This is a genomic window from Pandoraea bronchicola (assembly GCF_902459805.1).
In the GTDB taxonomy this organism is placed as follows: Bacteria; Pseudomonadota; Gammaproteobacteria; order Burkholderiales; family Burkholderiaceae; genus Pandoraea; species Pandoraea bronchicola.
Genome location: NZ_CABPST010000001.1, coordinates 318,398 through 332,638, shown reverse-complemented (window position 1 = coordinate 332,638; position 14,241 = coordinate 318,398). Strand labels below are relative to the sequence as shown.

15 protein-coding genes are annotated in these 14,241 nt (G+C 63.6%); 2 read left to right on the top strand and 13 right to left on the bottom strand.

The features are described 5' to 3' along the window. Nucleotides 1–231: 231 nt before the first annotated feature. Nucleotides 232–876, bottom strand: a complete 645-nt coding sequence (locus tag PBR20603_RS01445) for an outer membrane lipoprotein LolB (RefSeq protein WP_150557772.1) — start codon at nucleotides 874–876, stop codon at nucleotides 232–234. Beyond that, complete coding sequence (locus tag PBR20603_RS01440; RefSeq protein WP_150557771.1) at nucleotides 876–2,831, bottom strand: tetratricopeptide repeat protein; 1,956 nt, start codon at nucleotides 2,829–2,831, stop codon at nucleotides 876–878. Before PBR20603_RS01440 ends, PBR20603_RS01445 begins: the two co-directional genes overlap by 1 nt. Nucleotides 2,832–2,910: 79 nt before the next feature. Between PBR20603_RS01440 and mutM the strand changes: the two genes are divergently transcribed. Next, the gene (gene mutM, locus PBR20603_RS01435) at nucleotides 2,911–3,741 is read left to right on the top strand and encodes a bifunctional DNA-formamidopyrimidine glycosylase/DNA-(apurinic or apyrimidinic site) lyase (RefSeq protein ID WP_150557770.1); all 831 of its coding nucleotides are present in this window, start codon (nucleotides 2,911–2,913) and stop codon (nucleotides 3,739–3,741) included. Between the two features lie 85 nt (nucleotides 3,742–3,826). After that, nucleotides 3,827–4,987, top strand: coding sequence for an A/G-specific adenine glycosylase (gene mutY, locus PBR20603_RS01430; protein ID WP_150557769.1), 1,161 nt, complete (start codon nucleotides 3,827–3,829; stop codon nucleotides 4,985–4,987). A gap of 1 nt (nucleotide 4,988) precedes the next feature. Here the strand turns inward: mutY and rapZ are convergent, their stop codons facing one another. From rapZ to PBR20603_RS01375, 11 genes are all read right to left on the bottom strand, one after another. Beyond that, nucleotides 4,989–5,864, bottom strand: a complete 876-nt coding sequence (rapZ, locus tag PBR20603_RS01425; RefSeq protein WP_150557768.1) for an RNase adapter RapZ — start codon at nucleotides 5,862–5,864, stop codon at nucleotides 4,989–4,991. 172 nt (nucleotides 5,865–6,036) lie between these two features. Beyond that, nucleotides 6,037–6,363 carry a PsiF family protein gene (locus PBR20603_RS01420; RefSeq protein WP_150557767.1) on the bottom strand — a complete coding sequence of 109 codons (327 nt, stop codon included), beginning with the start codon at nucleotides 6,361–6,363 and terminating at the stop codon, nucleotides 6,037–6,039. 159 nt (nucleotides 6,364–6,522) lie between these two features. Beyond that, a complete protein-coding gene (gene hprK, locus PBR20603_RS01415) occupies nucleotides 6,523–7,488 on the bottom strand; it encodes an HPr(Ser) kinase/phosphatase (protein WP_150557766.1) in 966 nt (321 codons plus the stop codon). A 76-nt stretch (nucleotides 7,489–7,564) separates the two neighbouring features. After that, entirely contained in the window at nucleotides 7,565–8,020 is a 456-nt protein-coding gene (gene ptsN, locus PBR20603_RS01410; RefSeq protein WP_150557765.1) for a PTS IIA-like nitrogen regulatory protein PtsN, read from the bottom strand. 226 nt (nucleotides 8,021–8,246) lie between these two features. Then, complete coding sequence (gene hpf / locus PBR20603_RS01405; protein ID WP_039373742.1) at nucleotides 8,247–8,600, bottom strand: ribosome hibernation-promoting factor, HPF/YfiA family; 354 nt, start codon at nucleotides 8,598–8,600, stop codon at nucleotides 8,247–8,249. A 141-nt stretch (nucleotides 8,601–8,741) separates the two neighbouring features. After that, on the bottom strand, nucleotides 8,742–10,229 hold the full coding sequence (locus PBR20603_RS01400; RefSeq protein WP_150558278.1) for an RNA polymerase factor sigma-54: 1,488 nt from the start codon (nucleotides 10,227–10,229) through the stop codon (nucleotides 8,742–8,744). A gap of 94 nt (nucleotides 10,230–10,323) precedes the next feature. Continuing rightward, nucleotides 10,324–11,094, bottom strand: a complete 771-nt coding sequence (gene lptB, locus PBR20603_RS01395) for an LPS export ABC transporter ATP-binding protein (protein ID WP_150558277.1) — start codon at nucleotides 11,092–11,094, stop codon at nucleotides 10,324–10,326. 25 nt (nucleotides 11,095–11,119) lie between these two features. Continuing rightward, nucleotides 11,120–11,821, bottom strand: coding sequence for a lipopolysaccharide transport periplasmic protein LptA (gene lptA / locus PBR20603_RS01390; protein WP_150557764.1), 702 nt, complete (start codon nucleotides 11,819–11,821; stop codon nucleotides 11,120–11,122). Then, a complete protein-coding gene (lptC, locus tag PBR20603_RS01385; RefSeq protein WP_150557763.1) occupies nucleotides 11,818–12,477 on the bottom strand; it encodes an LPS export ABC transporter periplasmic protein LptC in 660 nt (219 codons plus the stop codon). Before lptC ends, lptA begins: the two co-directional genes overlap by 4 nt. A 23-nt stretch (nucleotides 12,478–12,500) precedes the next feature. Continuing rightward, complete coding sequence (locus PBR20603_RS01380; protein ID WP_150557762.1) at nucleotides 12,501–13,064, bottom strand: KdsC family phosphatase; 564 nt, start codon at nucleotides 13,062–13,064, stop codon at nucleotides 12,501–12,503. 11 nt (nucleotides 13,065–13,075) lie between these two features. Further along, nucleotides 13,076–14,056 (bottom strand): KpsF/GutQ family sugar-phosphate isomerase, encoded by a 981-nt coding sequence (locus PBR20603_RS01375; protein ID WP_150557761.1) that lies wholly within the window; start codon nucleotides 14,054–14,056, stop codon nucleotides 13,076–13,078. Nucleotides 14,057–14,241: the final 185 nt, after the last annotated feature.

Below are 14,241 nucleotides of genomic sequence, written 5' to 3'. Positions count from 1 at the left end.
TGGCTATCGGACACGGTCGTGGCGACCTCGCGATGACAGTGTCCGGAAATGGGGAAGGTGTCCCGATACAGCCCCATCGACAGGGGGCCGCACTCGCACGGTGCGCTCACGATGTCGATACACACCTGATCGGGCGGCGCCAAGCATAGCACCGTCGCGGCGGCGACGCCTGTGGGCATCGACGTGACTGTCTCGAAAGCGGAGCAAAGGGCAAGACGAGACGCGCGAGGCTTACTCGTCGATCACCAGCCGAACGGCGAGCGGCGAGCCGTCGAGGTCGCGCGAGAGGTCGATACGCTTGACCCGCAGCGGTGCGCTGTCGAAATACGCCTGATAGTCGATCGTCCAGCCGTCCTGCTTCAAATGGGTCGGTCGTTGGGTCTGCGGATCGCGCTCGATGCTGGCCTGCGAACCCGGCGCGCTCTGCATGCGCAGCCAATAGCGCAGGCCGCCTACCGGCAGCGCAAAGCCCAGTGCGTTGTGCATGACATCTTCGAGACGCGGGCCGGTCAGCGGCGCTTTGCCGGGCAATTCAAGCGACGCGCTGCGCGGATTCTCGCGCACGATCGCCTGCGTCTGCCCAAGCGGGTCGAGCAGTTGGACGGTCGCGTTCTCGCCGTTCTGCTGCCAATCGAAATTGCCGTAAGTATTGCGTGCTTCGCCGTTCTGCTCGTAGCGCACGGCGAAGCGCCCGCGATAGTGTTCGACGCTGGTGCCGTCCGAAGGCGTGACCGGCACGGACGGCGCAAGACTCGCGCAACCCGCCGTCAACAGGGTGCTCGCGCAGACCAGCGCCAAGGTCATGGCACGGACCGAACGAGAGGCAATAAGTGAGAACGACACGGCACCCAACGAAAGCGTCGACAACTTTGGCATTACGGTGTCACGTTGTAGCGCTTCATGGTGGAGCGCAGGGTGTCGTCATCGCCGTCGAGCTTGGCCGCTTCGCGCCAGGTCTTGCGCGCTTCGTCCTGCTGGCCCAGCTCCCACAGCACCTCACCCAGATGCGCGCCGATTTCCGCCTGAGCCTGAATGCCATAGGCGCGACGCAGCAGATCAAGCGCCTGTTGCTTGTCGCCGAGGCGGTACTTCACCCAACCCAGACTGTCCATGATGTAGGGGTCTTCCGGCGCAAGCGACGAGGCCTTCTGCAGCAGCTTGAGCGCCTCGGGCAGGCGCGTGTTGCGCTCCGTCAGCGAATAGCCCAGCGCGTTGTAAGCCTGCGCGTTATCGGGTTGCGACGTCATCACACGACGCATCGCTTTTTCCATCACGTCGTAGTGCTTGTTCAGCTCGGCCACCATGCCGTACTGATAAAGCAGATCCGGATCGTCGGGATTGCTCTTGACCTCGGCGGCGAGCAGCTTCTCCGCGTCGTCGTAGCGCTTTGCCTTGACGAGCAGATCCGATTCGGCACGCTTGAGCGCGAGTTGCTCGCGCGGGTCGCTCGACTTGATGCCGTGCAACAGCGCACGGCCTTCCTCGACCTTGCCCTGATCGGCGAGCAATTGCGCGCGCCCGATCTGTGCCGGCAGATAGGCGTTGCTGTCCTCGCGAATCTTCGAGAGCCACTTGTCGGCGGCCGGATAATCCTTGCGATCCTGCGCGATCTGCGCGAGATAGACGTAGGCCTGCGCCCCGTCGGTGTTCTGTTGCTCCGCCTCCGCCGCGTACTTTTGCAGATATTGTTCGGCCTGCTCGGGATGCTTGGCGTGCAGGTTGAGCAACGCGAGCGCCATCAGGGTCGAGAGTTCGTGCGGATAGCGCTTCTCCAGCGTTTCAAACTGCTTTTGCGCGGCATCGAGCTGGTTGTCCGCGAGCAGCAACTTGGCGTAGGCGAAGCGGGCTTCCTTGGCGTTCGGATTACGATCGAGGAACGACTTCAACCCGGCGATCGCGCTAGTGCGCTCTTCCGGGCCCATTTGACCGTAAAGCAGTGCCGCAGCCTCGTAGTCAGGTTTGAGCTTGAGCGCCGTTTCGAGCGACGTGCGTGCACCGGCGGTGTCGCCTGCATCGAGTTGCGAGCGGGCAATGGCCAGTTGCGCCTCGGGGCGCTGCATATCGTTGGCCAGCATGCGTTTGAGCGAATCGATGCCGGTGGCGCGTTCCGGACTGCGCGCAATCATCTGCTGCAGCTCGAGAATGGCCTGTCCGCGACGCGCTTCCGGCACTTTGTTCAGTTCTTCGACGAGCAGCGGCTCGGCTTCGGCCAGATGACCGGTGCCGACTTCGAGACTCGCCAGCAACTGCGAGGCCGGACGCCAGCTCGGATCGAGCTCATGCCACAGGCGCGCGGCGACGAGCGCATCGCCGAGCTGACGCGCACCCAGCGCAATCTCCACGGCGCGGCGTGCCATGCGCGGGTCCTTCGTCCGATTCGCCAGTGCGATGTAAGTGTTGAACGCCGGCGCGAGATTGCCTTGTTGCAGGCTCAACTCGGCGGCCATCACTTCGAAAACGATCTCGCTGGAGAGCGCGACGTTCGGCAGCTTTTCGCGGGGGACGTTCGCGTTGGACTTGGTGCCCTCGCCCTCGCCGTCGGTGTCCGCGTCGGCAGCACCGGGCGCGCTCGCCTTGGACGGTGCCGCCGCCGGGGCGCTGGCCGGGGCTGCTGGCGATTTCGGTGCCGTTTGCGCGGCGGGTCCGGTCTGCGCGAACGCGCTCGAAGATGGCAGAAATGCCATGATGGCGCTGGCGCAGGTGACGCCGAGCGCCGTTGCGCCGGCCCACGCCCCGCGTGCCAGGGCGCCGCGCAGGCGCAAAACCACGGGTGCCACAGTGACCGCAAGGTTGTCAGCGGCGGGGATGGACTGGAATCGGGTGTTCGGCATAGGGATCCACGGCAGGTTTCGAGCGATTGTAGCGCGCCCGATACAATAGAGTCTAAATCCTCAGCAAACGTTCGCAGGCATGCCTGAACTCCCAGAAGTCGAAGTCACCCGCCGCGGTATTGCGCCGCACGTGGCGGGCACGCGTATCGCGCGTATCGACGTGCGCAACGCCTCGTTGCGTTGGCCGGTGCCCGACGGGCTCGACACGCTCCTGCGCGGCGAGACGCTCGTCGGTGTGACCCGCCGCGGCAAGTACCTGCTGCTCGAGTACGCACCCGGCTGGCTGCTTGTACATCTGGGCATGACCGGTACGTTGCGCGTCATGCCCGAACCGCACGCGCTGCCCGCTGCTGGCGTTCACGACCACATTGATCTGGTGTTCGAACGCTGCGCGCTGCGCTATCGCGATCCTCGCCGCTTCGGTGCGGTTCTGTTCCATCCGCGCTCGGCTGGCGACGTGCTCATGCATCCGCTGCTCGCCGGCCTCGGTGTGGAACCGCTGACGGACGACTTCGATGGCCAATGGCTGTATGCCGGCACGCGAGGCCGGACGGTCGCCATCAAGCAGGCCCTGCTCGCGGGCAGCATCGTCGTGGGTGTGGGCAATATCTACGCGTCGGAGAGTCTTTTCCGTGCCGGCATCCACCCGCGCATGCCGGCCGGCAAACTCTCGCGGCCTCGCGCTGAAAAGCTCGCAAAAGCGGTCAAGGACGTGCTCGCCGCGGCAATCGAGAAGGGCGGCAGCACGTTGCGCGACTTTGTCGGCAGCGATGGCAAGAGCGGCTATTTCCAGCAGGAGTATTTCGTCTACGATCGTGCCGGACAGCCGTGTCGCGTGTGTGGCACGCCGATCCGGCAGATCGTGCAGGGCCAGCGCTCCACATTCTTCTGCCCGCATTGTCAGAAATAACGCCGCGGCGACGGCAGATCCGGCGGCCGGGAAGTCGGGTCCCCTCTGCCACCGCCTGCGGCAAACGACACCCCCCGAAACCGATATGAACGATTCGTCCAACGATTCCCCCGCCGGCTCGCTCGCGGGCACCTTTGCCGAGCGTCTGATCGCCTGGCAGGCCGAGCACGGCCGCCACGATTTGCCGTGGCAGAACACGCGCGACGCCTACCGCATCTGGCTGTCCGAGATCATGTTGCAGCAGACGCAGGTCGCCACGGTGATCCCGTATTACACGCGATTTCTCGAGCGCTTCCCCGATGTCGCCGCGCTGGCCAGTGCACCGCAGGATGATGTGATGGCGCTCTGGAGCGGTCTGGGCTACTACTCGCGGGCGCGCAACCTGCATCGCTGCGCGCAGGTCGTGGTCGCCGAGCATGGAGGACGTTTCCCGTCAGACCCCGAGACACTCGCTACGCTGCCCGGCATTGGCCGCTCGACGGCCGCTGCGATTGCCGCGTTTGCCTATGATGCGCACGCCGCCATTCTCGACGGCAACGTCAAGCGGGTGCTCGCGCGCGTGTTCGGCATCGAGGGCTTTCCGGGCACGCCGAAGATCGAACGGGAAATGTGGGCGCTGGCCGAGTCGTTGTTACCCCGAAGCGATTTGCCTGCCTACACACAGGGGATGATGGATCTCGGCGCCACCTTATGCGGGCGCGGCAAGCCGCGTTGTGGCGAGTGCCCGTTCGACAGCGATTGCGTTGCGCATGCGACGGGGCGTGAACGGGTATTGCCGACGTCCAAGCCCAGGAAGGCGCAGCCCGAGCGCTATGTCGATGTGCTGGTGATTCGCTCGGGGGGGCGCGTGTTGTTTGAGCGCCGTCCGGACAGTGGCATCTGGGGCGGGCTGTGGAGCCTGCCGGAACTGACCCCGCCGACCGGTGAGCGGGAGGCGGACGATGCGTCGCTGCGTGAGCGTCTGACGGCGCATGCCGCTGCGCTCGGTGCGACACAGGGCGCGGTGCAATCGCTCGTGCCGCTGCATGGTCTCACGCACGTCTTTACGCATTTCCGTCTGCACTTGCGGCCTTGGCTGGTGACGCTGTCCGGGCCTTCGACCACAACTCAGTCGACCGGCTCACAGCGTGCATGGCTCGACGCCGCCGGCGTTGCCGCCGCAGGTTTGCCGTCGCCGATCCGCAAGATTGCCGACGCCCTGTCCATCGTTTCGCCGGGCGACGGGCAACTGTGCTTGCCGGCGTGAATCAGGTGGCCGGGTCGAGCGGGGCGAGTTCGCGATGCCGCACAAGCACGCTCGCTTCCGCGCGGAAGCGCTCGCCCAGCGTCTCGGCGATGAACACGGAGCGGTGTTGGCCGCCCGTGCAGCCGATTGCCACCGTCAGGTAGCTGCGGTTGTCGCGCATGAAGCTCGGCAGCCATTTCTGCAGATAAGCACCGATATCGTTGATCATCTCGTCGACTTCGGGAATGGCCGACAGAAAGTCGATGACCGGTTGATCGCGGCCGGTTAGCGGACGAAGCTGCGTGTCGTAATACGGATTGGGCAGAGAGCGGACGTCGAACACGAGGTCGGCGTCGAGTGGCACACCGTGCTTGAATCCGAAAGACTCGAACATGAGCGTGAGCCCGGTGTGATCGTGCTGCACAAATTCCCGGATCCAGCGGCGCAATGCACTCGCGCGCAGATTGCTGGTGTCGATCTGGTGACCGAGTTCAGTCACGCTGTTAAGCATTTCACGCTCTTTCTCGATCGCCTCGACGAGAGAGCCGGTGGCCGAGACGGTATCGTCGCTCGCGACAGAGAGCGGGTGACGGCGGCGCGTTTCGGAGAAGCGCTGAACAAGCGTTTGCGTCGTGGCGTTGAGGAACAGCACCCGCACGTCGTGGCCGAAACGGCGCAGCCCGCCGATGATCGGTGGCAGATCGGCGAGCGAGCCACCGCTGCGCGCGTCGATGGCGACCGCGAGGCGTGTGTAGTTCTGCGTTTCGAGATATTCGGCGAGTTCAGGCAGAAAGCGCGACGGCAGATTGTCGACGCAGTAGTAACCCGCATCCTCGAGGACGTTCAGGGCGAGCGATTTGCCGGAACCCGAAACGCCGGTAATCAGTACGATCTTCATCACATTTTCCGGATACGAACATCATGGTAAGCGATTGTGTCTTACGGGTGTCGAGCCGACAAAAACAAGAACGTTCCCCAAGTTTCCTCTCATTTCGCGAGAGATTGCGGCGCCCATACGACAGCGGCGCCCCTAGGGGCGCCGCTGGGTAAGCGTTGGCGGGGGAAAAGCTTCAGGCCGCCGGCTTGTTCGAGAGACACGACTTCATGAAGGCTTTGCGCTCATCGCCCTTCTTGTCGCCAGCCTGAGCGTTACACGTCTTCATTTTTTCCTGCTGGGTCGGCTTGGCGGCGGCGGCAGGTTTGCTCGACAGGCAATCTTTCATGAACGCCTTGCGATCGTCACCCTTCTTGTCGCCGGCTTGCGTGTTGCAGGTGCTCATCTTGTTCTGTTGGGCGTTGGCAGCCTTGGGAGCAGGCGCCGGGGCGGCCGACTGGGCAAACACGGGCGATGCGAGCAGCGGGGATACCAGAAGCAATGCGACGAGTGCTTTTTTCATGATTGTCTCTCCATAAGGTCGACACGCACGGGAAGGGACCGCGTGGCGATTACAACATGAAAGAAAACGCGCCGCAATCGCGCGGCGTTGACAGGAAAAAGCAGAAATTGCGGTAAACCCCGGCGATTGAGGCGACGGCTGGCGCCGCCCGTGGAGGACTCAGAGCAATTTGTTCTGCATGCCGTCCGGGTCTTGCATGGCTTGCCGCTGGCGTTCCATGAAGTCCTTGAGGGTATCGATGCCGCGTAGTTGCAGGATCGTGTTGCGCACGGCCGCTTCGACCAGCACGGCGAGGTTTCGCCCGGCGGCCACTTGCAGGATCACCTTGTTGATGGGCAGGCCCAGCACATCCACGGTCTGCGCTTCGAGCGGCAGGCGTTGGAATTCGCCATCGGGGCGGCGAACCAACTGGACAATCAGCTTGAGCTTCATCTTCCGGCGCACAGCCGTCTCACCGAAGATCGTCTTGATGTCGAGCAGGCCCAGGCCGCGCACTTCCAACAGGTTTTGCAGCAGCGGCGGGCAACGGCCTTCGACGAAATCCGGCCCGAGACGCACGAAATCGACGGCATCGTCCGCGACCAGACCGTGACCCCGGCTGATCAGTTCCAGGCCGAGTTCACTCTTGCCGAGGCCCGAGTCGCCGGTGAGCAGCACGCCCATGCCCAAAATGTCGAGAAACACGCCGTGCATCGTGCATCGCGGGGCGAACACACGCGAAATGTACAGTCGCAGGCTGTCGATGACCGCCGCCGTCGACATCGGCGTAGTAAACAGCGGCGTGGAGGAGCGGGTGCAGCGCAGCACCAGATCGGGCGGCGCTTCCAGACCGTCGGCCACGACAAGGAACGGTGGCTCGAGCGCGATCACCTCGCCCATATGGCGCTTGCGGTTTTCGTCCGTCAAACGCTGGTAATAGCGCAGTTCAGCCTCACCAAGCACCTGAATCCGGTTCGGGTGGATGAGGTTCAAGTGACCCACGAGGTCGGCGCTGGAGGTGGCGGTGGCTACGCTCTCGGGCGTAAAGCCGCGTTCCCACCCCTCATGGCCGGTCAGCCACGACAAACGCAGCGTGGCGGCGTTGTCGTCGAAAATGCTCTGCGCGTTGATGCCGGTCAGTTCCACCGCGTCGCCTCGTTCGGTTGGGTGTGGGAGCTACGAATTCTCTAATTTTCGCGGCGGATACCGGCGCAACGCCGGTTCACGGCTGCCAGTTAGCGAGTGCGGCGTGGATTTCGTCGGCGCTCGGTGCGTTGGTCAATGTCTCGCGCATTGCGCGATCAGAGAGCAACTGGGCAATTTCGGAAAGAATCTCGAGATGCTGCTGGGTTGCCTGCTCCGGTACCAGCAGGAAAAAGAGCAGGGAAACGGGCTGACTGTCGGGGGCTTCGAAGGGAATCGGGTCGTCGAGGCGTACAAACGCCGCCATCGGATGCTTGAGCCCCTTGATGCGGCCATGCGGAATGGCCACGCCTTCGCCCAGTCCGGTCGAGCCCAGACGCTCGCGTGCGAACAGGTTGTCGGTCACAAGCGCGCGCGACAGGCCGGCATTGTTCTCGAAAAGAAGCCCGGCTTGCTCGAAGACGCGCTTCTTGCTGGTGACGGACAGTCCAAGCAGGATGTTGGACGCAGGTAAGAGTTTGACTAGACGGTTCATCTTGTAATGCGGGCGAACGCTTAGTCGCCCTCCAACCCCCGATTGACCTCGCATTATAGACCACCCGCCGCCGCGCTCGGCGCGATGCGCGCAGCCATACAAAAGGGGCCGTTCAACGGCCCCGCGGTGGGTGATGCCAGACTTATGACAGACGTATGTGCGCTCGGGTGGTTCCGTGCGAATTCACATGGCTGTCAGTCAATGCGACTACCACGCCCGGACAGACTCATTGCAGCGGTTCCGCCTCGGGAGGTTGCTGGTGCTTGAGGGCCTCGCGACCGTGATCCTGAACCTTGTCCTTGTATTGCATTACCTTGCGGTCGAGCATGTCGATCAGCTTGTCGATGGCGGCATACATATTCTCGTCACACTTCTCGACGAAAATTTCCTTGCCCTTGAGATACACGGTGACGCTAGCGATCTGGCGTCCGGCCTTCTCCTTGGTCTTGTCGACAGATAGGATCACCTCGGCACCAATGAGCTGGTCGAAATGCCTCAACACGCGTTCGAGCTTGTTGACGACAAATTCGCGCAGTGACGGCGTGAGTTCGAGGTGATGTCCACTGATCTTCAGATTCATAGCTGCTCTCCTTGCTGAAATGCCGAAGTGCACGCCGCGTCTGAACGACGCTGGCAAGCGGGAGTGCGAGCCATTGACGTGACGCAATGTCGCACTGCGGCGTTATGCCCCAGCGAGCCAACATGGCGCACCAGGACCGTCCTACAAAGATTTGCGCAAGTTCACTGCGGGGATTCGCAAGGCCTCGCGGTATTTCGCGACGGTGCGCCGCGCTACCACGAACCCTTGCTCTGCCAGCAGTTCCGCGATACGGCTGTCGGAAAGGGGGCTCTGCGGGTCTTCTGCTCCTATGAGTTGCTTGATGAGTGCGCGGATGGCGGTCGATGACGCAGCGCCTCCGGCTTCCGTTGCCACGTGCGAACCAAAAAAGTACTTCAGCTCAAAGGTTCCAAATGGAGTGAGCATGTACTTACTGGTAGTCACCCGTGAAATCGTGGATTCGTGTAAACCCAGCGTATCAGCAATCTCGCGTAAAACCAAGGGCCGCATGCCGATTTCGCCATGCGTGAAGAAGTTCTTTTGGCGCTCGACGATTGCCTGCGCCACGCGCAATATCGTATCGAAACGCTGCTGGATGTTCTTGATCAGCCAACGGGCTTCCTGAAGCTGTTGCTGCAAGTTGCCTGTGCCCGGGTCGTTGCGGTTATTCCTCAGAATACGCGCATACATCTCGTTGATCCGCAGGCGCGGCATGACGTCGGGGTTCAGTTCTGCGGTCCAGCCGCTGCCTTGCCTGCGCACGAGCACATCGGGCACGACGTAATCGGCCTGCGGCGAGCCGTAGGCGGCGCCGGGGAACGGGTCGAGCGAACGAATCAATTGATGAGCGGCGCGCAAGCTGTCTTCGCTCACGCCCAGCAGGCGGCGCAGACGGGTGTAATCGCGTGCGGCGAGCAGTTCCAGGTGATCGGAGACGATACGCAGCGAGAGCGTGCGAACGCTGCTCGCGGGCAGACGTTGCAGTTGCAGGCGCAGGCATTCGGCCGGACTACGGGCACCCACACCCGCCGGGTCGAAGCTCTGCAGCAGCGCAAGCGCGGCATTGATCTCTTCGGTCTCGAGCGCCAGCTCTTCAGGCATGTCCGCTTGAATTTCGTCAAGCATGGTGCCGAGATAGCCGTCTTCGTCGAGCGATTCGATCAGGAACTCCACCAGCGCACGGTCGCGCGGGCTGGCTTTGGTCAGGCGCAACTGGGCCAGCAGGTGTTCGCGAAGATTGGGGTGGTCGACGTGCAACTGCGGTCGGGCGTTGTCGTCGTCGTCCGACGCGCTGCCTGAGCGTGCGAAGTCGTTCAGACTCCAGTCGCTGCCGCTGTCCTGGGCGTTGTCGTCGAAGCGGGTCTCGCCGTCGAGTTCGCGCGCTTCGTCGCGGCCATTGGCGGGTTCGGAGTTGTCGTTCGTGCTGCTGGCCGACGTGCTCCGTTCGTTGCGCAGCGACCCGTCCGTGCCCACGCGCACCGAGCCAGCGAGCCAATCGTCCTCGCGTTCGAGCATCGGGTTCTGGGTGAGGGCGTGCTCGACTTCTTGCTGAAGTTCGAGCGTCGACAGTTGCAACAACCGGATCGATTGCTGCAACTGCGGCGTGAGGGTCAGGTGCTGCGAGGTGCGGAGTTGAAGAGTCGGTTTCATAGCGTGTCTCGCCTTCATTGTAGAGGCTTTGTTACGCCAGCGGAACCGGCCCTGTCCCCTATCGGAGGCAGGGTTTACATGCGAAAAATTTGCTTTACATCCGGAAATTTTCGCCCAGATAAACGCGGCGCACACTTTCGTCGGCCACGATCTGGTCAGGCGTACCGGCGGCGAGTACCGAGCCTTCGCTGATGATGTAAGCGTGATCGCAGATACCGAGCGTCTCGCGCACGTTGTGGTCGGTAATCAGGACACCGATGCCACGGTCTTTCAGGAAGCGCACGATGCGCTGGATTTCCAGCACGGCGATCGGATCGACGCCCGCAAACGGTTCGTCGAGCAGAATAAAGCGCGGTTGCGTGGCCAGCGCACGGGCGATTTCCACGCGGCGGCGCTCACCGCCCGAGAGCGACATCGCGGGGTTCTCGCGCAGATGGCTCACCTGCAACTCGTCGAGCAGCGCTTCAATGCGGCGCTCGATTTCGTCGCGCTTGAGTGGCTTTCCCTGCGCATCGAGCTGCAATTCGAGCACGGCGCGGATGTTGTCCTCGACCGTGAGCTTGCGGAAAACCGACGCTTCCTGCGGCAAATACGAGACCCCCATGCGGGCGCGCTCGTGAATCGGCAGTTCGCTGATCAGATTGCCGTCGAGCTGAATCTCGCCGTCGTCGGCAGGCACAAGACCCACGATCATGTAGAACGACGTTGTCTTGCCCGCGCCGTTCGGACCCAGCAGACCCACCACTTCGCCGCTCTTCACGTCCAGCGAGACATCTTTGACGACGGTACGCGCACCGTACTGCTTCTTGAGTGAGCGCACGACGAGCGCGCTCGGCTTGCCCGCCGGGCCGGCGCCGGGATTGATGGTCGAAGCGTTGCTGTTGGCAGAATTACTCACGCGGATTCCCAATGCTTTTGGAGGGAGACAGCGGCGGCAGATCGCCCTTGGCGGCGGCTGCGGCCGGCTTGCTCGCGCCGCCGGGCTGCGCCTGGTTCGCGCCCGTCGCATTGCGCGGGGCGAGCGTGGCGCGCACGCGGCCGTTCGGATTGTTGGCGTTGACCTGATCCGCACCGCTGTTCGCGGTATAGACCTCGTTATACGTGTCGTACGTAATCACGCTGCCGTGGATCTCGTCGAGCACCTTCGTGCCGCCTGCCAGACGCTTGAGCGTGGCTTGCGTGGTGAGGGTGGCGACTTCGGTCTTGCCGTTGTAGTAAATCGTCTGGCCCCAACCGTCGATGTACTCGTCGATGCCGTCACGCTTCTGGCGCATATAGGCGAGCGGGCCGCCCGGCTTGTAGTACGCCGTAGCGTACTGATAGCCCTCCGGATCCTGAGTCACTTCGACGCGATCGGCCTTGAGGAGAATCGTCCCCTTGGTCATCGTCACGTTGCCGGTGAAGATGTTGACCTGCTTGAGGTCGTCATAGCTCATGTGATCCGACTCGATATTGAGCGGCTTGTCGCGGTCGGCGCGTTCGGCGTGGGCGAGCGGCGACACGAGTGCACCGAGCACGGCGAAGGCGGCGGCCAGCGCGCGCAGGGCGCGCAGCGATAGGAAAACGGGTCGCGGGTTGCGGCGATCGGTCATGGGGTCTTGGAGCCCTGTTTGGTCTGGGTTGGCGCGCTCGGTGTGGCGGGCGGTGCCGGACGTTTGCTGCCCAGTTCCGCCGGCTGGATCGTGCCGTGAACATTGCCGAGCAATTGTACGGCGCGCGAGATGTTATTGAAAATCATGCCGTCGCCGTACATCACGGACGACCCTCGGAAGAGCTGGACAGGCAGTTCCGTGCGCACGATGTCTTCGTTCACGAGTACCTGGAAGTGTTCGGATAGTGCGCGCATTTCCGGATCGCGCGGCCCGGCCTGACGGACCACCACGGCATCGTCGTACATGTCGACGATGGACATGTCCGCGTTGAGCGTGCCGCGCTTGCTCGTGGCCGTCACTTCCGGCTGATCCGGCGTGAACGCGCGCACGGCGGGCATCTTCAGCGCCGTCGTCTGGTCGTCTTCGTAATGCGTCATGTGGACCGCATTGATGCGGTACTGCGTGAGTCCGCTCGCCGACAGCGTGGAGATGGCCATGTCGTCGGCGTAGTAATCGGGAATGTGCTGCTTCACGTACGGCGTGCGATCGGTGTCGGACGGCAGCGTGCGTTGCACGAGCCAGTAGGTGCCGGCAGCCAGGCTGGCCAGCACGACGACGGCGATCAGGGAGGCAGGCGAGACACGTTGATTGGCCATGAGTGATCGGCTTCCTCGACGCGTCAGGCCAGCGCTTCGGCGAGCAGGGCGTCGTAACGTCCCTGCGCGCGCAGAATGAAGTCGCACAGCTCGCGCACGGCGCCTTCGCCGCCCCGCGAGTTGGCAATCCAGTGGCAGCGCGTCTTCACTTCGGCATGGGCGTTGGCCGGACAGGCGGCGAAGCCGACGCGCGTGAGCACGGGCAGATCGGGCCAGTCGTCGCCGATGTGTCCGCACACGTCGGCTGTCGCGCACGCCTGGGCGCACAGATCCGCGAATGCGGCACGCTTGTCGTGTACGCCCTGATAGACATGGGCGATGCCAAGATCCGCCGCACGCCTGGCGACGATATCTGATTTGCGGCCAGAGATGATGGCGGTGACGATGCCCGCCTCGGCGAGCAGCTTCACGCCGTGACCATCGAGCGAATCGAACGTTTTGATGACCTCGCCGGCCGGACCGTAGCGCAGGCCGCCGTCGGTAAACACCCCGTCGACGTCGAACACCATGACACGCAGGCGAGCGGCGCGCGCGTTCGCGTCGGCCGCGTCGAACCGGGGGGATTGGGCGATGCTGGGTTGACTCATGGGCAAGAGACTCACACGACCTTGGCGGCGAACAGGTCGTGGACGTTGAGCGCGCCGACGAGGCGGCCGTTCTCGGTCACGAGCAGTTGCGTGATGCCGAAGCGCTCCATCAGCTCGGCGGCTTCGGCGGCAAGTTGATCGGGGCCGATGGTGCGCGGGCCCGCTTTCATGACGTCGGCCAGCGTAAGCGTGGTGAAATCCAGCGTACGTTTGAACAATCTGCGCAGATCGCCGTCGGTAAAGATACCCACGACGCGATCGTCGGCATCGACGATGGCGGTCATGCCGAGACCCTTGGCCGTCATTTCGAGCAGGGCATCGGACAGGCTGGCATCGGTGCGCACGCGCGGAATGCGCTCACCTGTACGCATGACATCGCGCACGAAGGTCAGCAGACGCCGGCCGAGTGCGCCGCCCGGATGCGAGCGGGCGAAGTCTTCTGCACCGAACCCGCGGGCGTCGAGCAGTGTGACGGCGAGCGCATCGCCCAGGGCGAGGGCGGCCGTGGTGCTGGCCGTGGGGGCGAGCCCCAGCGGACAGGCTTCCCGGTCGACGTGCGCGTCGAGGTGCACATTGGACAGGCGGCCGAGGCTGGAGCTGGCGTTGCCGGTCATGGCGATGAGCTTCGCGCCGATGCGCTTTATCATCGGCAGAATGCTGACGAGTTCGCCCGTCTCGCCTGAGTTGGACAGGGCGACGACGACGTCGTCGGCCGTGATCATGCCCAGGTCGCCGTGACTCGCTTCGGCGGGGTGAACGAAGAATGCGGGGGTGCCGGTGCTGGCAAAGGTGGCGGCCAGTTTGCGGCCGATGTGACCGGATTTCCCCATCCCGGTGACGACCACGCGACCGCGGCAGTCGAGCAGCAGCGAGACGGCTTCGGCGAAGCTGTCGTCGAGGTGCGCGGAGACGCGTTCGATGGCGTCCGCTTCCGTGCGCAACACCTCCCGGGCGACCTCGAGTGCCCGGCCTGGATTGATTTTCGCTATCATGCGCGGAGTATATCAAAACGGACGCGGCGCCGAGGACAGCCGCGCCAGGCTTGGCCCCGCAGCGTTCGGATCGTCGTCCGGCGCGGCCCGGGCCCCCTCGGATGCCGCCGCACGGACGCAATCTGGCACGGCACTTGCATCATGCGTGCCGCGCTCATTCAGATTCACTCAGGAAACCCACCTTA